Below are 20554 nucleotides of genomic sequence, written 5' to 3' on the forward strand. Positions count from 1 at the left end.
ATGAAATATAAAAAGGTTATAGTTATTATATTATCATGTATTTTGTTAAGTGGGTGCTGGGACAAAGTTGAAATAGACAGAAGGAGTCTTATATCAATTATAAGCGTTGATATAGGCGAGCAGGCTGGTAAGGAAAAAGAATTAAAATACTTAAGCCCTGACGAACCATTTACGGGTATGGACCTAAAAAAGCTAAAGGTAACCTTTGGTGCTCCAGATATAAGCCAGCTAGGGCCTGATAAAGGTGGAACAGCAAAGGATATGTATATAACTACTGATGCCTACTCAATGCAGGATGCAGTGAATAAAGCAGCACTAAAAAGCAGTAGAGATATAAGCTTTAGCCATATAAAACTTTTGGTGTTGAGTAAAGATTTAACAACATATCCTGAAATTCTAAAAGAAATTGTAGATTATCTTCAAAGAGAACCTTCTTTAAATAGAAATATGTATGTTGTAATATCTGATGGAAAAGCAGAAGAATATATAAAACATAAACCTAGAATGGAAAAGAATATTGAAAATTATATAAGTGGGCTTATAGAAAATACTGATAGGAGTACTTCTATATTACCAATAACTCTAAATGAATTTTTAATTTTATTAAGTGAAAATGGAAATGCAATGCTTCCTCGTATGACTATAGAAAAGGATAAAAATGAGTTAGGAATATCAGGTGTAGGAATAATTAAAGACTATAAATACAGAGGAGATTTATCCGCTATAGAAACAGCAAATTTAGAGATGCTAAGAGGAAAATTAAAAGGTGGAAGAAAAACAATATATAAGAACGGCCACCCTATAGATATTGTAATTGATAGTGCAGGAAGAAAGATATCAATGGATAATCAACAAGGAAAGCTTACATTTAATATTTCTTTAGACATTGAAGGTGAATTAAAAGATTATTATGTTGGTGGTGAAGTATTTTCTAGGGATATGCTTCAATCATTACAACAAAATCTAAATAATTCTGTAAAACAGGAATGTGCGCAAGTAGTCCAAATTACTCAAAGAGAATTTGGAGTTGATCCTATAGGAATAAGAGAATACGTTGAGAAGTATCATCCATCACTATGGAAACAAATTAAAAATAATTGGTCTGATGTATATAGCAGTGCAACTATCAATGTAATTGTTAATAGTAATATAAGAAGAATAGGTGTAGTTAAATAATAATTTTTTTAAAGTGAATATAACTATAATACTTGTCTATAATATGAATAGTGATTAAGAAGATAATGGGGGATGTTAATAATGAAGAAGATTTTAGTAATTATTGTTTGTATTTTAGCTATATTCACTTTAAATTCAAATAAAATACAAGTTAAGAGTGAGTCGGTACAGCAGGATATAGCGTCTAAGATTATAAGATTTCATGTAATTGCTAACAGTGATTCGAAAAGTGACCAAGCTTTAAAATTAAAAGTAAGAGATAAAGTTTTAGAATATATTCAGCCTAAGCTTAAAAAATCAAAAAGTATAGAAGAATCAAGAAGAATTATTAAAGAAAATGATAAACAAATAATAGATATAGCAAATAAGACTATAAAAGATAATGGGTATAGTTACACTGTAAAAACTACTTTATCTAATGAAAATTTTCCTATAAAAACATACGGCAATATTACATTACCACAAGGCAAATATGAGGCTTATAGGATAATTATAGGTGAGGGTAAAGGTCAAAATTGGTGGTGTGTAATGTTTCCACCTCTATGCTTTGTTGATATCACAAAAGGTGAGGTTTCTTATAAAGAAACGGAAGCTGAGATGAAAATGGTGTTGACTCCAGAAGAGTATAAGATAGTAAATAACAAAACAGATAAAACAAAAGAGAATGGCATACAGATAAAATTTAAAATATTAGAAGTACTAAAAGATAAGAAAAATCCAGCTCGATAAAAGCTGGATTTTTAAATTACCAACAAAATAATTTGCTGGCTGTTTTCATAAAATATTTCTCTACAGATTTAAGAAATGTTTTGCTAGGACTATCCTTCTCGAAAATTTTTTCAGAAATTTTTACATTGTTATTTATATTATTATTTTCTATAAGTAGTTTCATTAGCTTGTAAATATCATTTCCAGAGGAGGGCTTAGAAAACTTTCTGCAATTTTCCTTCATTACTTCTAACTTTTCATGAGAATCTAATAAATTTTCTATTATCTCATTGCAGTTGTTTATATCTGTGAGGTTAACTGCTAAATTGTTTTTTAGAAGAAACTGTGCATTTTTCTCTTCCTGACCTGGAATAGGCGAGAAGAGTCCCAGAGGAATTTCACAAATTAAGGCTTCTGTTATGGTAAGCCCACCAGGTTTGGTTAAAAGTAGATCACAAGCTTGCATATACTTGTTAACCTTGTCAGTAAAGCCTATAATTCGTGTTTCCTTGGGTGAAAATTCTTTTAGTTTTATGAGCTCTTGATATAATTTTTTATTACTACCTGTTACTACAATTATTTGAATATCCTTTTCAATAGTAACCAGTTTTTCATATAGATCTGTAATTTTTCCCATTCCTAAACTTCCGCCCATAATAAGAATGGTAGTTTTATCTTCAGCGAGATCTAGCTCCTTTAATGTATCGCCCTTATCATATTTTTCAATAAAACAAGGTTTAACGGGTATACCCAAATTATATATAGAATTTCTAGGAATACCCTTATTAACTATATCCTCAACCATATCGCAATTAGAAACAACATATGCATCTATATGAGGATGAAGCCAAGAACTATGGGAATAGTAGTCTGTAATTATTGAAATAGCAGGAATAACTACTTTATATTTGTATTTCATTACAGATACCATTTCTGTTGAAAATGAATGAGTACATATTAAAATATCGGGACTATACTCATCTAATAAAGGCAACAGTTTGTATGCCATAATTTCAATAAACTTTGAACTTATGGTAGTAGCTAACCCATAATCTTCTTCAGAATGAGAATATAGTTTGCCATAAAGTGAAGGAGTTATTTTTATGGTTTTTAAATAACTCCCTATTACTACCTTATCTATTATTGGGTTTATATATTTTAATGTATCAACAATTTTTACGTCTGATGATGAATCATTTAATTTTATGTAATCTCTTATAGCACCTGCTGCATGACCATGGCCACCACCAGCAGAAACCGAAAGAATTAATACTTTCATCTAATCACCTTCTGGTTAAGTATGTAATAACATTATAAAGGATGTATGAGTAATAATAAACTAATTTAAAAAACAATTAAGAAAAAATTTATATTTATTAAGTTTCCCTTAATAGTATACTCATATACCAGCGAAATTTGCAAATCATTATTAGTTTTTTTAAACAAATTTGTATAAGGTGAATAACAATTAGCTAAATACAGATAATATGAAATATAAATTTCTCAATATAATAGTACAAATTCAAATATAACGTAGTTACATTATACATAAAAGCTAGGAGGAGTTATTATGAAAATAGCTAAGAAAAGAATGATATATACTGCTATAGTGACTTTAATAGTAGTTTTTTCAAGTACTTTTGCAATTCTTATGACCCTTGAAAGAAATGACTATAGAAACTATTTACAAGCAGACTATAGTAAAAGTATGTATGACCTAATAGATTCCGTGCAAAACATAAGAGTAAATCTGGGTAAGTCCGCTATAGTAGGATCCAGAGAACAAGAAATGGCTGTATTTTCTGAGATATTCAGATATGCATCTATGGCAAATGATAAAATACATTCTCTTCCTGTATCTCAAGAAGTTATAGGTGATACTAGTAAATTTTTATCTCAAGTAGGAGATTTTTGTTATGCTCTTGAAAGATCGTCGTCGGAGGGAAAACAGTTAAATGATGCAGATTATGCGACTATAGATAAGTTGAAGAACCAATCCTTTACACTAGAACAACAGCTGAAAAAAGTTTCATCTGATGTTAATGAAGGAAAAGTGAAATGGGGAGAAATAAGGAAGAAGATTACTGGTGTATTTGCTAGTGGAAATAAAGGAGAAATGTTAGCTGATAAATTTGGATCTATACAAAAGCAGGTAGCTCAATACCCAGCGCTAATTTATGATGGGCCTTTTTCTGACAATTCACTGCAAATTAATCCTAGAGTTAATTCCCAGAAAGAGGTAACTCAAAGTCAAGCAGAGGATGTTGTTAGAAATATAATTGGAAAAGATAAAATTGAAATACTACAGGCATTAACTGTTCAGGGTACAGGAAGAAGAGTAGATGTATATAGGTTTTCTGTGGCAATGAAAGGAAGAAAAAATAAAAATGAAAGAGTAGTATGTGAAGTAACTAAAAAGGGTGGAAAAATATTATACTTGCTAAATGATAGAGCGGTTGGAAAAGCAAGTATTGATGCCGCTAAGGCTACTGCTATTGGCTCAAATTATCTAAAAAATATAGGATATAGCAATATGGTACCTACCTATACTCTGAATTATGGAAATGTTGCAGTAATAAATTATGTGTATATGCAGCAAAATGTTATAGTTTATCCTGACCAATTAAAATTAAAGATTGCACTAGATGATGGAGGTATAGTAGGCATTGAATCTGAAAAATATCTTGTAGCACATCAAGATAATAGGAGTATACCGTCCCCAAAAGTTACTGCTAATCAAGCAAAACAAAGGGTAGGGAAAAAGCTTAATATTACAAATGTAAGACTTGCATTAATCCCTACAGAAACTAATAAAGAAGTCTTATGCTATGAATTTTCAGGAGACTATAAGGGAGATAACTATAAAGTATATATAGATGCCCAAACTGGGTATGAACAAAGAATACTGCAAATTATAAATACCCCTAACGGGCAGCTTACAATGTAGTTTAAAATAAAAACTTTCGCATTTTTGGCGAAAGTTTTTATTTTAAATTTTTAAGGCATCTTCAAAAAATAACTAGTCAGTATTCTAGTATATTTAATTTGTAATTTTATTTCAGATACCTAAATTACTTGATTATAAGAATACCTGTTGATAAACTAGTGAAAATTAACTAAACTATTATTTAGAAGTTTTTGTAGTGAACTTTTAATGTATTTATTATAGTTCATAGGCAAAAAAGTTAATTTTGATTTGAGAAAGGTGATAATAATGACAAGAGCACTTGCAATGGTTTCCGGTGGATTAGATAGTATATTAGCAGCAAAGCTTATTAAGGATCAAGGTATAGAGGTTATAGGTATATGTTTTAAATCTTACTTTTTTGGCCCAGGTAATGCTATTAAGATGACAAAACAAGTAGGCATACCGCTAGAAGTAGTTGACTTTTCCGAAGAGCATTTTGATTTAGTTAAAAATCCTAAGCATGGTTATGGGAAGAATATAAATCCCTGTATTGATTGCCATGCCATGATGTTAAATTATACAGGAAAATTATTAGAAAAGTATAATGCGGATTTTATAATTACTGGAGAAGTATTGAATCAGAGACCTATGTCGCAAAACAGAATTTCATTAGATATAGTAAGAAAGGAATCAGGATTTAGTGATAAGATTTTAAGGCCCTTATGTGCCAAAAATCTTAATCCTACTAAGATGGAGTTAGAGGGATTAGTAGATAGAGAAAAACTTATGGATATATCAGGAAGAAGCAGAAAAGTTCAAATGGAATTAGCCGAGAAGTGGAATATTAAAGATTATCCTTCTCCAGCAGGAGGGTGTAAGCTTACAGAACCTAACTACGCTAAAAGATTAAAGGAACTATTAAAGTATAAGGATATGCCTGATGAAAAGGATCTAGAGTTATTAAGATTTGGAAGACATTTTAGAGTTTCACAGGATGCTAAAATTATATCAACAAGAACTGGTGAGGAAACGAAGGAAATAAAGAATTACCTGAGTACAAAGGATGTAATATTTTTAGCAGATACATTTAAAGGTTCTATGATAATAATAATTGGGAAACCTACAGAAGAAGATATAGAATTTGCAGCTAAAGTAACAGCTAGATACTGCAAGGGAAAAGATGAGGATAAAATAAAAATCAAATATGGATATTTTAAAAATCCTATGGATAAGTTTATAGAGGTTAAAGCCGCTACAGATGATGAAATATCAAGATTTCTTATCTAAGAGTTAATTAATAGTGAATTAAACGAAAAGGAGGATAATTTATGAAAAAAAGGGCTATTATCTCTGTATCAAGTAAACAAAAAAGTGATGAAAATGATGTTATAGAAGTAGTCACTCCTGGTGATTTCTATGAAAAAGATGGCTCATACTATGCCGTGTATAAGGAAACCGAGATATCAGGGATGGAAGGAACCACAACTACATTAAAAATATCTAACGATAAATTTTCTATTATAAGAATGGGAAGTACAAGCGCTAAAATGGAATTTGATAAAAAAGCTAAGAGTGTATCCATGTATAATACGCCTTATGGAACATTAGAATTAAAAATAGAAACTAAGACCTTGAGCGTGAATGTTGGTGAAAAAGGTGGAGACATACAAGTAAATTATGACTTAAGTGTAAGTGGTCAGACACCTAACAATACACAACTAAAAATAAATATAAAGGCACAGGAATAAAGAAAGCACTTAATATCTGTTTTCTCTAATTTAAAGGAGGGAAAACAGATATTAAGCGATAAATCTATTGTCTGTGTCTTTATTTATGTGTATATTTTATTGAGTTATTGTTTAAAATTTAAAAAGAGATATACTCATTAAATTATCAACATTGTGGATAAAAGGGAGTGCCTGTTGTGAATAAATATTTTATTGATAAAGAAGAAAAATATGAAAGAATACTAGAGCTTCTATGTAAATATAAAGGTCTAAGTAGAGAAGAATTATTTAAAATTTTAAAGGATAGGGAATGTAGATACCTATTTTTTCTGCTTATTAGAAAATATGGTTGTGATGATATAGGAATGCTGCAAAAAGACTTTCCTTCAGTAAATAAAAATAATATAGGATTAAATTTTAGAAAAGCGGAAGAGAAACTTTTACTTAATAGAAAAATAAGAGATATGTATTTTGAAGCGGAAGACATTATTGAAAGAGTAAAATAATATTTTTTTCGACAAAAAACAAAAAACAGTAGCATATTAAAAAGAAGTATGCTAATATATTAGATATGTTTTAGAACATAATATCCCACTTTAACTTATAGGGTAATTTTTATTATACAACCCAAGTAATACTTTGTCAATATGCAATTGTTATATTTTCAATATAAATTTTTATACTATTATAGAAAACGGGGGTGAACTCTGCTTAATATAGCAGGAAACTTATGAGTACAAAATATATATTTGTTACTGGAGGAGTAGTATCCTCATTAGGAAAAGGAATAACAGCGGCTTCACTAGGAAGGCTTTTAAAAAATAGAGGACTGAAGGTATCGATTCAAAAATTTGATCCATATATAAATATAGATCCAGGAACTATGAGTCCATATCAACATGGCGAAGTTTTTGTAACAGATGACGGAGCAGAAACTGACTTAGATTTAGGTCACTATGAAAGATTTATAGATGAAAATTTGAGTAAAAACAGTAATGTTACTACGGGAAAGGTATATTGGTCTGTAATAACAAAAGAAAGAAAAGGAGATTACTTAGGTGGAACTGTTCAAGTAATTCCTCACATCACTAATGAAATCAAATCAAGAGTTTACAGAGTAGCTAAAGAAAGAGATGTTGATGTAGTTATAACTGAAATAGGTGGAACAATTGGTGATATAGAATCTTTACCGTTTTTGGAATCTATAAGACAGATAAAGTATGAAGTTGGTAGAGAGAATGTATGCTTTATACATGTAACTCTTGTGCCTTATCTAGGAAAATCAGGAGAGCTTAAAACAAAGCCTACACAACATTCAGTAAAAGAGCTAAGAGGTATAGGAATTCAACCGGATATAATAGTATGCCGTTCTGAGAAATCTATTCCAGATGATTTAAAAGAGAAAATAGGATTATTTTGTAATGTAGATGGAAACTCTGTAATTCAAAACTTGGATGCAGAAAATCTATATGAAGTTCCATTGATGCTTCACAAAGAAGGATTGGACACTTTAGTTTGCGAAAAGTTAAGTTTACCATGCAAAGAAATAGACAATACTGAATGGGCTAACATGGTAAATAACATAAAAAACTTATCAAGAAGCGTGACTATTGCACTTGTAGGGAAATACGTTGAACTACATGATGCGTATATATCAGTAGTAGAATCTTTAAATCATGGTGGTTATGCCAATGATGCTAACATAAATATAAAATGGATAAATGCTGTGGATATTACTAAAGAAAACGCAGCTGAATATCTGAAGGATGTAGATGGAATCTTAGTTCCAGGTGGATTTGGTGATAGAGGGGTAGAAGGAAAAATTGAAGCTATAAAGTGGGCGAGAGAAAATAAGGTTCCTTTCCTTGGAATATGTTTAGGAATGCAATGTGTAGTAATAGAATTTGCAAGAAATATATTAGGATATTCCGATGCTCATAGCTCAGAAATACTACCGGATACAGAACACCCAGTAATTGACTTAATGCCTGATCAAAAAGATGTAGATGAAAAAGGCGGCACTATGAGATTAGGTTTATATCCATGTAAGTTGGGAAAAGATACAAATGCCTTTGCGGCTTATGGTGAAGAAATTATATATGAAAGACATAGACATAGATATGAGTTTAATAATGAATATAGAAAAGCATTAACTGAAGCTGGACTTATTTTATCAGGAACTAGCCCAGATTCTAGGTTAGTAGAAATAATTGAGTTAAAAGATCATCCATGGTTTGTGGCAGTCCAATTTCACCCTGAACTAAAATCAAGACCAAACAGACCACATCCGTTATTTAGAGATTTTATAAAAGCGTCTTTAGATAAGGAGGATTAGGATTCTAATTATTCTGGTATACATGAATTATTATAATAATTCATGTATACCAGAATTTGTTTTGTCGAAAAAAATAATTTTACAATATATTAAATGAAAAGATTTATGAAGGATTTTAATAATATTTATAGAATTATAAATATACCAAGTTTAATTCTATAGGAGGGGTGAATAATATGTTGTTTAATACTGATATAAGTATTGCTCTTAAAAATTTTCAAGGATTCTACGACCTAGAGACATTTTCTATTTTCGAAACAAATAAGACTAGTGAAAATTTCACCTCTTTAGAAATAAAAAAATGTAATAAGATAATTTCATTTGAAGTTAGATGTCCTCATTGTGGAAAGTATCATAATTATAAATACAGTATAAATGAATTTATAAAAAAAGAGCTAATAGTTGGAGGATGCGAAATTTTAGGATTACCTTTATTTTATATGGGAGATTATAATAAGGTGAATAAAAGAGTCAGTAGATACAATAATATAAATAAGCAATTGTATGCTATGATATAATTTTCAAGGGTAAAAGGATACTTTTATCCTTGTTATTTTGCAATTAATTAATAAAAATAATTATATTTGATAAAATAAAAATATATGGATATAATTTTAAATAATTTAAGCACATTTGGCTTATTATTTTATTCAAATTTACATTAAAGAAAAAAATATTATAAAAATGTGGATTAAAATATGAAAAAGGGTTATAATTTATTTTACAGTGTAGCCTTTCAAATAAAAATTTCTTTGCTTAGGGTGAAGTTTTTCGTCAGTAGCCTAATAATTTCATTTTAAAGCACAGAAATCTGTTAAGCATACCTAAATGTTTGGTATCATTACGGATAATAAATGGAAAAAATCTTTTGATTATTCCCAAGAGGTTAAATATAATTATGAAAATTAAATAATGCGAGGTGTTATTTTTTGGTAAACAAAGATATGGATAACTTGACCGTTGCTGAGTTAAAAGAAATAGCCAAGAACTTAGGCTTAAAAAATATATCTAAATATAAAAAAACTCAGCTAATTGAAGAGATAAAAAAAGTTTCTCCAGTTTCAATCGAAAAAGATGGAGTCATACTTAGAGAAAAAATAAGTCCTAAGAGTGAAGCTATACATAGTGAAAAAGAAGAAACTACTGAAAATGTAAGGGTTGAAGAAAAAAAATCTGTAGAAGAAAAAACTCAAAATGAAAAAAATGAGGATGAAAAAGTATCTGAAGAGGAAAAAAGAGAAAAGCTTAAAGAGATGATAAATGAATCAGGTACAGCTATAGGAGTACTTGAAATAATAGAGAGTAATAATTATGGATTCTTAAGAGGAAAAAATTATTTAACAGGACCAGAAGATATATATGTATCTCCATCTCAAATAAGAAGATTTAATTTAAAAACAGGAGATGAAGTACGAGGCAAAGTAAGAACACCAAAAGAAGGTGAAAAATTTAAAGCACTTCTCTATGTAGAAAGAGTAAATGGAGAAAATCCAGAAAGAGCAGTAGGTAGAAAACCATTTGAGAAGCTTACCCCTATATATCCAGAACAAAGATTAAGACTCGAAACTATACAGTCAGATTTATCTACCAGACTTATGGATATAATATCACCTATAGGTAAAGGTCAAAGAGGGATTATAGTTGCACCTCCTAAAGCCGGTAAAACTACTCTTCTAAAAAAAATAGCTCAAAGTATATCTCAAAATCACCCAGAAACAAAACTTATAGTTGTTTTAATAGATGAAAGACCAGAAGAAGTTACAGATATGCAAAGATCAATCAAAGGTGAAGTAATATACTCAACTTTTGATGAAGAACCTGAACACCACACTAAGGTTGCTTACATGGTACTTGAAAGAGCAAAAAGAATGGTAGAGCAGGGACAGGATGTAGTTATACTTTTAGATAGTATTACTAGACTTTCTAGAGCATATAATCTAACTATTACCCCAACAGGAAGAACTCTTTCAGGAGGACTTGATCCAGGAGCGCTAATAATGCCAAAGAAATTTTTTGGAGCTGCGAGAAATATAGAAGAAGGAGGAAGTCTTACTATACTTGCTACAGCTCTTGTGGAAACTGGAAGCAGAATGGATGATATGATATTTGAGGAGTTTAAGGGTACTGGAAACATGGAAGTACACTTAGATAGAAGGCTTCAAGAAAGAAGAATATTCCCTGCTATAGATGTTTATAAGTCAGGTACTAGAAGAGATGACTTGTTATTTAAGAACCAAGTAGAAAAAGAAGCGGCCTTTAATATAAGAAGAGTATTGTATGATGAAAATAATACACATAACATTACTGAGCAATTAATAAGTATGCTATCGAAGACTAAAAATAACGATGAGTTTGTTAATTTTGTTATTAAAAAAGACATTAGTAAAAATGGAGAAAAATAATAAAACCTGTCCTTTGATATCAAAGGACAGGTTTTATAATAAGCTTTAGAACGAATAAAAAAATATTTAAACTTATTTATTATTCTGATTTTAAGTTGAACTTCTTCATGAACTTATCTACTCTACCACCAACGTCAATTATCTTCTGTTTTCCTGTGTAGAATGGATGGCACTTAGAGCATATTTCCACTTTAAGTTCTTTTTCTGTAGAACCTGTTGTAAAAGTGTTTCCACATGCACACTTAACTACCGCATCATGATGGTATTCTGGATGTATGCCTTGTTTCATGTTTTTCACCTCTTTCGAATTTAAGGATATACCTCAATTTTAACTACTGTATTATAACATAGCAGGTAAGTTAAAGTCAATAAATAAGGTAAATAAAAACAGGTCTTTAATATATGCATAAGGTTTGATAAAATGTATTTGTTTAATTGATTTATAATTCAAATGGTGAGGTAGGAAAGATGAGTAAGTTATATTTCAGATATGGAGCTATGAACTGTGGGAAGTCAACAAACCTATTGCAGGTTGCATACAACTATGAAGAAAGAGGGATGAAAGTTATTATTATAAAACCTAAAACAGATACAAAAGGTGGAAATAAAGTGCTTTCAAGATTAGGGGTAACAAGGGAAGTTGATATTCTTATAGATGAAAATCAAAATATTTATGAAGAAACGAAGAAATGGATAGACAAAAATGGACAAATAGATTGCATACTAGCAGATGAATCTCAATTTTTTAAAGAGGAACAAATAGATCAACTATTTAAAATAGCTGTAATAATGGACATACCGACAATTTGCTATGGGCTTCGAACTGATTTTCAAATGAATGGATTTGAGGGTAGTCAAAGACTACTATTGTTGGCACATAGTTTAGAAGAATTGAAGACTATTTGTAATTGTGGTAAAAAGGCATTGTTAAATGGAAGAAAGGTAAATGGAGATTTTATCTTTGAAGGAAAGCAGATTGCTATAGATAAAGAAGATGATATTGAATATGAATCACTATGCCCAAAGTGTTACTTTGAGTTTAGGGAAACATATAAAATAAGAAAAAATAGGGGAAAAAATGAGGTGGAGTAATGGGAAGAAATACTTCAGTTGGAGGTCAAGCTGTAATTGAAGGTGTAATGATGAGAGGGTCCAGCGGAGTTGCTACTGCTGTTAGAAAGGCTGATGGTGAGATTGTTGTAGATAGAAAAGAAAGTATACCTTATTCTAAAAGAAACAAATTTTTGGGGCTTCCTATTATTAGAGGTTTTGTTTCTTTAATAGAATCATTAGTTATTGGAATAAAAACGTTAAATTATTCGGCATCGTTTTTTGAAGATGAGGATGGAGAGCCTTCAAAATTTGATAAATGGTTTGAAAAGGTATTTAAAGATAAAAGTGAGGATGTATTAATGGCAATTGCCATTATCATATCTTTAGGAATAGCAACAATGTTATTTTTTATATTTCCTACATTTGCTGCAAATGTATTTAAGAGAATAGGAATTCACAATACTATAGGGTTAAATATAGTAGAGGGAATTATTAGAGTAGGGATATTTTTGCTATACGTTTTACTTATAGGAAAGATGGAGGATATAAATAGAGTTTTCCAGTATCATGGAGCAGAGCATAAAACTATATTCTGTTATGAAAATGAAGCAGAGCTTACTGCAGAAAATGCACAGAAGTTTGAGAGGTTTCATCCTCGATGTGGTACAAATTTTTTATTTTTGGTTATGATAGTAAGTATAATATTATTTTCTTTAACTGGCTGGAGTTCTTTATGGCAGAGAATATTATATAGAATATTACTTTTACCTATAGTATCTGGATTGACTTATGAACTTATAAAATGGATGGGAAAAAGTAATAGTGCTGTATCGAAAATTACTGCTTATCCGGGCTTAATGCTTCAGAAGCTTACCACAAGAGAGCCTGATTATGATCAAATTCAAGTTGCAATAACAGCGCTTAAATATGCAGAAGGTATTGAAGAAAAGGAATCACAAGATACTAGTAATACCCTATATTAGAATGGAGCAGTTTTAATGAAAAATTATAAATCAAAAATTGGAGAGCTTTTAAAAGAAGGATATCAAACTTTAAAAGAAGAGGGAATTGAGAGTTACGCTTTAGATTGTGATCTTTTATTGGGCAAGGTAGTGAAAAAAGATAGACTTTTTTTACTACTCAACAGAGATTACGAATTAAATGATAAAGAAATAGAAGAGTTTTATAGATTATTGACGCTTAGAAAAAATAAAATGCCTATAAAGTATATGCTTGGTGAATGCGAATTCATGGGACTATCTTTTTATATAAGAGAAGGCGTATTGATTCCGAGACCAGATACAGAGCTTTTAGTAGAGTGTGCAATCGAGGAAATTAAAAAAAATAAATTTAAGAATATTTGTGATGTGTGTTGTGGAAGTGGAATAATAGGTATTACAATTGCAAAACTATTAAAGGACGTAAGTGTTAAATCTTCTGATATTTCACATACCGCCTATGAGGTGACTAGGGAAAATATTAAAAGACTGGATGTAGGTGAAAGAGTTCAAGTTGTAGAAAGTGATTTGCTAAGCAAGTTTATAGAAAATAAGGACAGATTCGATGTGGTAGTGTCAAATCCTCCATACATTAGAAGGGATGTTATAGGAACATTAATGGAAGATGTTAAAAATTTTGAACCTTATGAGGCGTTATGCGGAGGTGAAGATGGATTATATTTTTACCGAGAAATAACCTCTCAAAGTTTGAAATTGTTAAACAATGGAGGAATGTTATTATTTGAAATAGGATATGACCAAAAGGATTCTGTAAGTAATCTATTAAAGGAAAACGGATTTGTTGAAGTAGAGTGTTTAAAGGACTTAGCTGGAAAAGACAGGGTTATAAAAGGAAAAATCGAAATTTGTTGCTAGTGTTAAAAGAATTGTGATATAATTATTTATTGTGAAAATATTTATACGGAGTGAGAAAAAGTATGTTAGAAAGACTTAACTTTATAGAAAATAAATACGAAGAACTATCTATAAAAATAAGTGATCCGACAGTTATGGCGGATCAAAAAGAATGGCGAAAATTATGTAAAGAGCATGCAGATTTAGAGACAGTTGTAATGAAATATAGAGAATATAAAAAAGCTCAAGAGGATTTAGAGTCTGCTAAGGAAATGTTGCAAGACGAATCAGACAAAGAACTAAGAGAGATGGCTCAGGAAGAAATAAGGGAACTTACAGGAGTTATAGAAGAAAAACATCAAGAGTTAAAAATACTACTTCTACCTAAAGATCCTAATGATGACAAAGATGTATTTGTTGAAATAAGAGCAGGTGCTGGTGGAGAAGAAGCAGCTTTATTTGCAGCGAACTTAACAAGAATGTACACAAGATATGCTGAACGTAAAGGCTGGAAGATTGAAACGATAAGCATTAATGCAACTGATATAGGTGGATTTAAAGAAATTGTATTCATGCTAAAGGGAGCTGGAGCTTATAGCAGATTGAAATATGAAAGCGGAGCTCACAGAGTTCAAAGAGTTCCAGACACTGAATCAAGTGGAAGAATCCACACATCCACTGCTACTGTTGCAGTATTACCAGAAGTTGACGACGTTGAGATTGAAATTAATGCAAATGATATAAGAATAGACGTGTTTAGAGCATCAGGACATGGAGGACAGTGCGTTAACACTACAGACTCTGCAGTAAGAATAACTCACTTGCCAAGTGGAATAGTAGTATCTTGTCAAGATGAAAAATCACAGCTTAAAAACAAGGAAAAAGCTATGAAAGTTCTTAAATCCAGACTATTTGAAAAAGCGGAAGCAGAAAGATCGGCGAGTATAGCTGAAGATAGAAAGAGTCAGGTAGGAACAGGAGACAGAAGTGAAAGAATAAGGACATATAACTATCCTCAGGGAAGAGTTACAGATCATAGAATAGGATTAACTCTATACAAATTAGATGCATATCTTGATGGAGATATAGACGAAGTTCTAGATGCTTTAATAACTGCTGAACAGGCGGAAAAAATGAAAGCTATTGGAAGTAACGACTAATTATTTAATTCAAGAAAAGAGGGTAAGGAATGAATATAGATAAAGCCATTAGAAAGCAAAAAAAATCTTATAAAAGATTTCTGCTATCTATGTGCTTTATTTTTTTTGTTTTACCTATTGCTTTGTTTTTATCTAAAAAGCTAAGTTTATTTTACATATCATATTTAGTAATTATAGAAGTGCTTATATTTATAGCTGTAATTATAAGGATTGACAAGGAGACATTGAGATTTGCTTGTGTTGGGAGTAAATTAAAAATATCACTTGGAATAAGAAAGAAAACTATAAATATAAATTGTGAAAAAGTTTCATTGGTTCATACTGAAGACATTTTATCTGATGAGGATGATAGAAGTGAATTTAGAATAATTCTTCTAGCAACATCAAAGTTTAGAAGTGAAAGAATGATCCCCGTGAACTTAAATTTCTTAAAGAATCATTCATATGTAGCTCATCAATATAATAGGTTAAAAATTATACACCCAGAGGAACAATATTACTATACTATAATAAAAAGGGGTAAGCTTAATAAGTATCCTTTGCTGGATGTTATATACAAAAACTGTGTCTATTCACACTTTACAGAAGAATGTATTGAAAAAATAAAATTTTATCGTCAAAATTCTCAATATTACAGGAATAAATAATTCTTAAAATCCATTCCTAAAGTTTTGGAATATATGCATTACAATATAAATACATATGATATAGAAGTAATTTAAAATAAAGGTGATGTTTTGAGTGAAAATATGATTCTTATTGTATTAATTGGTAGTGTAGTATCTTTAATAGGTACAATGACTGGAGCCTTACTGGGAGTTATAGTAAAAAGGCCTTCTAATAAGCTGCTGGGAGGAATAATTGGTTTTGCAGGAGGACTGATGCTAGCAGTAGTAGTGTTTGATTTGATTCCAGAGGCTCTTACAAAATGGAATTTCGCTGGTACTCTAGTTTTTTGTATCTTGGGGATTATAATTATAGCCATAATAGATAACAAAATAAATATAAATAGCATGGACAAGCATGCAAAAGTTGCTTTTATGGCAGCGCTAGGACTTATGATTCATAATTTTCCAGAGGGAATAATAATGGGGTGTGGCTTTGCTGCTGGAGGTACTTTAGGAATAAAAATGAGTATAATAATAGCAATTCACGATATTCCTGAAGGGATAGCAGTATCAGCACCACTCATAGCTTCTAGAGTTAGAATATCTAAGATATTGTTCTATACTTTTATAACAGCTTTTCCTACTGCTATTGGCACATGGATTGGAGCTTACATAGCAAATATATCGGTAAATGTTCTTGGTGCATGTCTGTCCTTTGCATCTGGAATAATGTTATATGTAGTCTGTGGGGAAATGATACCTGAGTCGTCAAAACTTTGGGATGGAGTAACAAGTACTATTGGGGTTCTAAGCGGAATTATGATGGGACTTTTTATGGTAAGAATGTTATAGTGTTAATTTTAGACTGTGGAGAATTTTATTTGATCTACAGTCTTTTTATATTTTTAGCCTTAGTAGATAAACTTGAAATGTTGTTTATATTAAACTATAATTAACAATTAAAATATAGCATTTATTTATACAAATATAGTATATTATATGTAACAATTGTATAATTAACATGTTGTATATTTGATTAATTTAGTATATTGTATATTAGAAAATAATTTGTTGATTTAAAAGTACTAGCAAAATGTGTTTTATAGGTTAAAATAAATTATTAGAATAAAGCGTTGCTATAAGCATTGTAACATTAAAATATAGGAGGAATAATGCAATGGGACAATTTGTAATAGAGGAAGCTAAAAGATGCCTTCAATGTAAAAAACCTATGTGTAAAGAAGGATGTCCGGTCAACACCTCGGTTAATGAAGTTATAAAGTTATTTTTAGAAGGAAATATTAATGAAGCAGGAGAAATGCTTTTTAAGAATAATCCACTTTCTGTAGTGTGCTCTCTTGTATGTCCTCATGAGAAGCAATGTGAAGGCCATTGTGTAATGGGAAAAAAGAATAGTCCTGTTAAAATAAGTTCGATAGAAAACTATATATCAGATTACTATTTAAATTCTATAACTCCAGAAGTAATAAAAGATACTAATAAAAAAGTAGCAATAATAGGATCTGGTCCTGCTGGAATTACTATAGCAATTATCCTAGCCTCTAAGGGCTATGACATAACTATATTTGAAGCCCATGATAAAATAGGTGGAGTTTTACGATATGGTATTCCAGAGTTTAGATTACCTAAGGATATTTTGGAAAAGTTAAAAGATAAATTAATAAGCATGGGAATAAAAATTAGGCCTAATACCTTAATTGGGTCAGTTATAACAATTGATGATCTCTTTAGAGATGGCTATAAAGCTATATTTATAGGTACAGGAGTATGGAGGTCTAGTGCCCTTGGAATAAAAGGAGAGAGCTTAGGGCATGTTCATTATGCAATAGATTACTTAAAAAACCCTAATGTATATGACTTAGGGAAGAAGGTATGTATAATAGGAGCTGGCAATGTTGCAATGGACGTTGCAAGAACTACATTAAGAAACGGATCAAGAGAAGTTTATGTAATGTGCAGAAGGGGGCCAGAAAATATTCAAGCTGAGAGGGCTGAAGTTGAATATGCAAAAATTGATGGAGTTAAATTTGAATTCTATAAATCCCCTGTAGAGATAGTTGATGAAGGCGTTAAATATGTGAATAATAAAGTAGTAGAAGATGAAGAAGGTAAAGAAAAGGTAGTGTCAATAGAGGGAACAGAAGAGATATTCAAAGCTGATTCTGTTATCATAGCTGTAGGTCAAGGACCTAGAGCAAATATAGTATCAAGTACAAAGGGAATAGAGCTAAAGGATAAAGGCTTAGTTGCCACTGATGAATTTGGAAGAACCACAAGAGAAGGTGTGTTTGCATCTGGAGATGTAGTAACAGGAGCTAAGACAGTAGTTAAGGCTGTAGAATTATCAAAAATGGTGGCACAAGCAATTGATGAGTATGTTACTGAAAAATGTAAGTAATAAGGTCTGAAAAATTACTTGATATAATTTAGTAATAAATAAAAAGGTGGTATAAAATAGAATGGATACAAAAATAATTATGCTTGATGAGAATAACTTTGACCAAAACATCATGCAAGAGGCTGGGGAGGTCTTAAGACAGGGGGGACTAGTAGTCTTTCCAACAGAAACTGTCTATGGACTTGGCGCTAATGCATTAGATCCAGAGGCGGTGAAAAAAATATTTGAAGCTAAAGGTAGGCCGCAGGACAACCCTCTAATAGTTCATATTGCGGATATTGAAGAGATAAAGCCTTTAGTTTCGGAAATCCCAGAAATGGCTAAAAGATTTATGAAAAGATTTTGGCCAGGTCCTATGACAATAATATTGCCTAAATCTTCAATTATACCAGACGAGACAAGTGCAGCACTACCATGCGTAGGAATTAGAATGCCTTCTAATAATGTTGCTAGAGAACTTATAAGAGCAGCGGGAGTTCCAATTGCTGCGCCTTCTGCTAATATTTCAGGAAAACCTAGTCCTACAGATGTACAAAGGTGCATAGAAGACTTAAGCGGAAAAGTAGATTATATTATTGGCGGTAATATGTGTGATATTGGACTTGAGTCTACGGTTATTGATTGCACTACCGAACCTACCTGTGTTTTAAGACCAGGGGGAATAACTTTAGAGATGTTAAGAGAAGTGGATGCAGATACATATATAGATCCAGCAATAATGAAAAAACCAGAAAAAGATTTTAAACCTAAAGCGCCAGGAATGAAATATAGGCATTATGCTCCAAAGGCTCCTGTAAAAATAGTTCAAGGAGATTTGAAAAAAACTATTGAAAAAATCAACGAAATAGTGCAAAATTATATAGATGAAAATAAAGTTGTTGGCATAATGGCTACAGACGAAACAGTAAAGTATTATGAAAAAGGAATAGTAATATCTCTAGGAAGTAGAGAAAACATGATAAGTGTGTCACAAAATTTATTTGAAACACTTAGAATGTTTGATGATAAAGAAGTTGATATAATTATTACTGAAGCCTTTGAAGAAAAGGGTGTAGGCGTAGCTGTTATGAATAGACTTAAGAAATCTGCTGGATTTGATATTGTTAAAGTGTAATTCTATGTTTTAGGAGGTCAGTTATGAAAAATATACTATTTGTTTGTACAGGGAACACTTGTAGAAGTTGTATGGCAGAAGCTATTTTTAATAATAAGTGTGATATAGATAATCTTAAAGCTATTTCTGCTGGTATAGCTGTATTAAACAATAGTAAAACCTCAAAAAACTCTGCAATTGTTACGAAGGAAAGTATTAGTATAGATTTAAGTAATAGAAATGCAGTTCAGCTTACTGAGAGTATGTTAGAAAATTCAGAACTTGTTTTGACTATGACAACATATATAAGAGATTTTTTAGGCAATAAGTTTCCGGGATTTAAACACAAAATATATACATTAAATGAGTATATTTCTATGGAGAAGGATATAGTCGACCCATTTGGTGGTGACATAGAAACTTATAGACATACATATAGACAATTAGAAAGCAGTATTGTATTGCTATTAAACAAATTAAAAGAAGATATAGGCATTGTATAATGCTATTATCTTTTTTTTTGTAATCTGATAGTTTATAATTTATTAAAATAAATTATTTAATTATAGTAACACTATATCTTGGAGGTGTTTTAACATGAAGATTGCGTTAGGAAGCGATCATGCGGGATTACCGCTAAAGAATGAAATAATAAAACATTTAGAGGCAAAAGGAGTAGAAATTAAGGATTTTGGTGCATATACTGAAGAGTCCTGTGACTATCCTGAGTTTGCATTAAAAGTTGCTGAAGAAGTAGCAGGAAAAAAATATGAACTTGGAATATTAGTTTGTGGTACTGGTATAGGAATAAGTATAGCTGCTAATAAAGTTCCAGGAGTGAGGGCAGCATTATGTGGTGATACTTTCAGCGCTCATGCTTGTAGAGAGCATAATGATGCTAATATACTTGCATTAGGTCAGAGAGTTGTTGGATCAGGACTTGCTCTTGACATAGTAGATACATTCATAAAAACTGAATTTGAAGGTGGTAGACACCAAAGAAGAATAGATGGAATTTCTGAAATTGAAAAAAAGTATAGTAAATAGTATATAATAATTTTTAAAAATTAAGTATAAGGCAGAAATTTAGAGTAAAATTTATTCTTAATTTC

At 30.8% G+C, this 20554-nt stretch carries 21 protein-coding genes; 19 read left to right on the plus strand and 2 right to left on the minus strand.

Annotation, left to right across the window (positions count from 1 at the left end):
• Entirely contained in the window at positions 1 to 1176 is a 1176-nt protein-coding gene (locus ACZ5N4_RS00180; RefSeq protein ID WP_464206076.1) for a Ger(x)C family spore germination protein, read from the plus strand.
• An 81-nt stretch (positions 1177 to 1257) separates the two neighbouring features.
• Positions 1258 to 1905 carry a stage II sporulation protein R gene (spoIIR, locus tag ACZ5N4_RS00185; RefSeq protein ID WP_464206078.1) on the plus strand — a complete coding sequence of 216 codons (648 nt, stop codon included), beginning with the start codon at positions 1258 to 1260 and terminating at the stop codon, positions 1903 to 1905.
• Between the two features lie 16 nt (positions 1906 to 1921).
• Here the strand turns inward: spoIIR and ACZ5N4_RS00190 are convergent, their stop codons facing one another.
• Entirely contained in the window at positions 1922 to 3163 is a 1242-nt protein-coding gene (locus tag ACZ5N4_RS00190) for an MGDG synthase family glycosyltransferase (RefSeq protein ID WP_464206080.1), read from the minus strand.
• Between the two features lie 291 nt (positions 3164 to 3454).
• Here ACZ5N4_RS00190 and ypeB point away from each other — a divergent pair, with 291 nt between their 5' ends.
• The 7 genes from ypeB (at position 3455) to rho (ending at position 11256) form a co-directional block, all read left to right on the plus strand.
• Entirely contained in the window at positions 3455 to 4831 is a 1377-nt protein-coding gene (gene ypeB / locus ACZ5N4_RS00195; protein ID WP_464206081.1) for a germination protein YpeB, read from the plus strand.
• A gap of 267 nt (positions 4832 to 5098) precedes the next feature.
• Positions 5099 to 6079 (plus strand): tRNA 4-thiouridine(8) synthase ThiI, encoded by a 981-nt coding sequence (locus tag ACZ5N4_RS00200; protein WP_464206083.1) that lies wholly within the window; start codon positions 5099 to 5101, stop codon positions 6077 to 6079.
• A gap of 41 nt (positions 6080 to 6120) precedes the next feature.
• A complete protein-coding gene (locus tag ACZ5N4_RS00205; protein WP_464206084.1) occupies positions 6121 to 6540 on the plus strand; it encodes a YwiB family protein in 420 nt (139 codons plus the stop codon).
• Between the two features lie 176 nt (positions 6541 to 6716).
• Entirely contained in the window at positions 6717 to 7025 is a 309-nt protein-coding gene (locus tag ACZ5N4_RS00210) for a ribose-5-phosphate isomerase (RefSeq protein ID WP_464206086.1), read from the plus strand.
• Positions 7026 to 7249: 224 nt separating this feature from the next.
• Positions 7250 to 8854 carry a CTP synthase gene (locus ACZ5N4_RS00215; protein WP_464206088.1) on the plus strand — a complete coding sequence of 535 codons (1605 nt, stop codon included), beginning with the start codon at positions 7250 to 7252 and terminating at the stop codon, positions 8852 to 8854.
• 176 nt (positions 8855 to 9030) lie between these two features.
• Positions 9031 to 9372, plus strand: coding sequence for a hypothetical protein (locus tag ACZ5N4_RS00220; protein ID WP_464206090.1), 342 nt, complete (start codon positions 9031 to 9033; stop codon positions 9370 to 9372).
• Between the two features lie 411 nt (positions 9373 to 9783).
• Positions 9784 to 11256 (plus strand): transcription termination factor Rho, encoded by a 1473-nt coding sequence (rho, locus tag ACZ5N4_RS00225; protein ID WP_464206092.1) that lies wholly within the window; start codon positions 9784 to 9786, stop codon positions 11254 to 11256.
• 79 nt (positions 11257 to 11335) lie between these two features.
• Here the strand turns inward: rho and rpmE are convergent, their stop codons facing one another.
• On the minus strand, positions 11336 to 11545 hold the full coding sequence (gene rpmE, locus ACZ5N4_RS00230; protein WP_178906291.1) for a 50S ribosomal protein L31: 210 nt from the start codon (positions 11543 to 11545) through the stop codon (positions 11336 to 11338).
• A gap of 179 nt (positions 11546 to 11724) precedes the next feature.
• On the opposite strand from rpmE, the gene ACZ5N4_RS00235 reads away from it, so the two are divergent.
• The 10 genes from ACZ5N4_RS00235 (at position 11725) to rpiB (ending at position 20489) form a co-directional block, all read left to right on the plus strand.
• On the plus strand, positions 11725 to 12348 hold the full coding sequence (locus ACZ5N4_RS00235) for a thymidine kinase (protein WP_464206094.1): 624 nt from the start codon (positions 11725 to 11727) through the stop codon (positions 12346 to 12348).
• On the plus strand, positions 12348 to 13292 hold the full coding sequence (locus tag ACZ5N4_RS00240) for a DUF1385 domain-containing protein (protein WP_464206096.1): 945 nt from the start codon (positions 12348 to 12350) through the stop codon (positions 13290 to 13292). The genes ACZ5N4_RS00235 and ACZ5N4_RS00240 overlap by 1 nt, the downstream gene beginning before the upstream one ends.
• A gap of 15 nt (positions 13293 to 13307) precedes the next feature.
• Positions 13308 to 14183: a peptide chain release factor N(5)-glutamine methyltransferase gene (prmC, locus tag ACZ5N4_RS00245; RefSeq protein ID WP_464206098.1), complete on the plus strand. Its 876-nt coding sequence runs from the start codon at positions 13308 to 13310 to the stop codon at positions 14181 to 14183.
• Between the two features lie 62 nt (positions 14184 to 14245).
• The gene (prfA, locus tag ACZ5N4_RS00250) at positions 14246 to 15322 is read left to right on the plus strand and encodes a peptide chain release factor 1 (RefSeq protein WP_464206100.1); all 1077 of its coding nucleotides are present in this window, start codon (positions 14246 to 14248) and stop codon (positions 15320 to 15322) included.
• A 29-nt stretch (positions 15323 to 15351) separates the two neighbouring features.
• Entirely contained in the window at positions 15352 to 15969 is a 618-nt protein-coding gene (locus tag ACZ5N4_RS00255) for a hypothetical protein (RefSeq protein WP_464206102.1), read from the plus strand.
• A 102-nt stretch (positions 15970 to 16071) separates the two neighbouring features.
• Entirely contained in the window at positions 16072 to 16782 is a 711-nt protein-coding gene (locus tag ACZ5N4_RS00260) for a ZIP family metal transporter (RefSeq protein WP_178906328.1), read from the plus strand.
• Positions 16783 to 17107: 325 nt separating this feature from the next.
• Positions 17108 to 18349, plus strand: a complete 1242-nt coding sequence (locus ACZ5N4_RS00265) for an NAD(P)-dependent oxidoreductase (RefSeq protein WP_464206104.1) — start codon at positions 17108 to 17110, stop codon at positions 18347 to 18349.
• Between the two features lie 61 nt (positions 18350 to 18410).
• Positions 18411 to 19463 (plus strand): L-threonylcarbamoyladenylate synthase, encoded by a 1053-nt coding sequence (locus tag ACZ5N4_RS00270; RefSeq protein WP_464206106.1) that lies wholly within the window; start codon positions 18411 to 18413, stop codon positions 19461 to 19463.
• Positions 19464 to 19486: 23 nt separating this feature from the next.
• Entirely contained in the window at positions 19487 to 19945 is a 459-nt protein-coding gene (locus ACZ5N4_RS00275; protein ID WP_464206108.1) for a low molecular weight protein arginine phosphatase, read from the plus strand.
• 94 nt (positions 19946 to 20039) lie between these two features.
• The gene (gene rpiB, locus ACZ5N4_RS00280) at positions 20040 to 20489 is read left to right on the plus strand and encodes a ribose 5-phosphate isomerase B (RefSeq protein ID WP_178906300.1); all 450 of its coding nucleotides are present in this window, start codon (positions 20040 to 20042) and stop codon (positions 20487 to 20489) included.
• Positions 20490 to 20554: the final 65 nt, after the last annotated feature.

It is taken from the genome of Clostridium nitrophenolicum, from assembly GCF_055391695.1.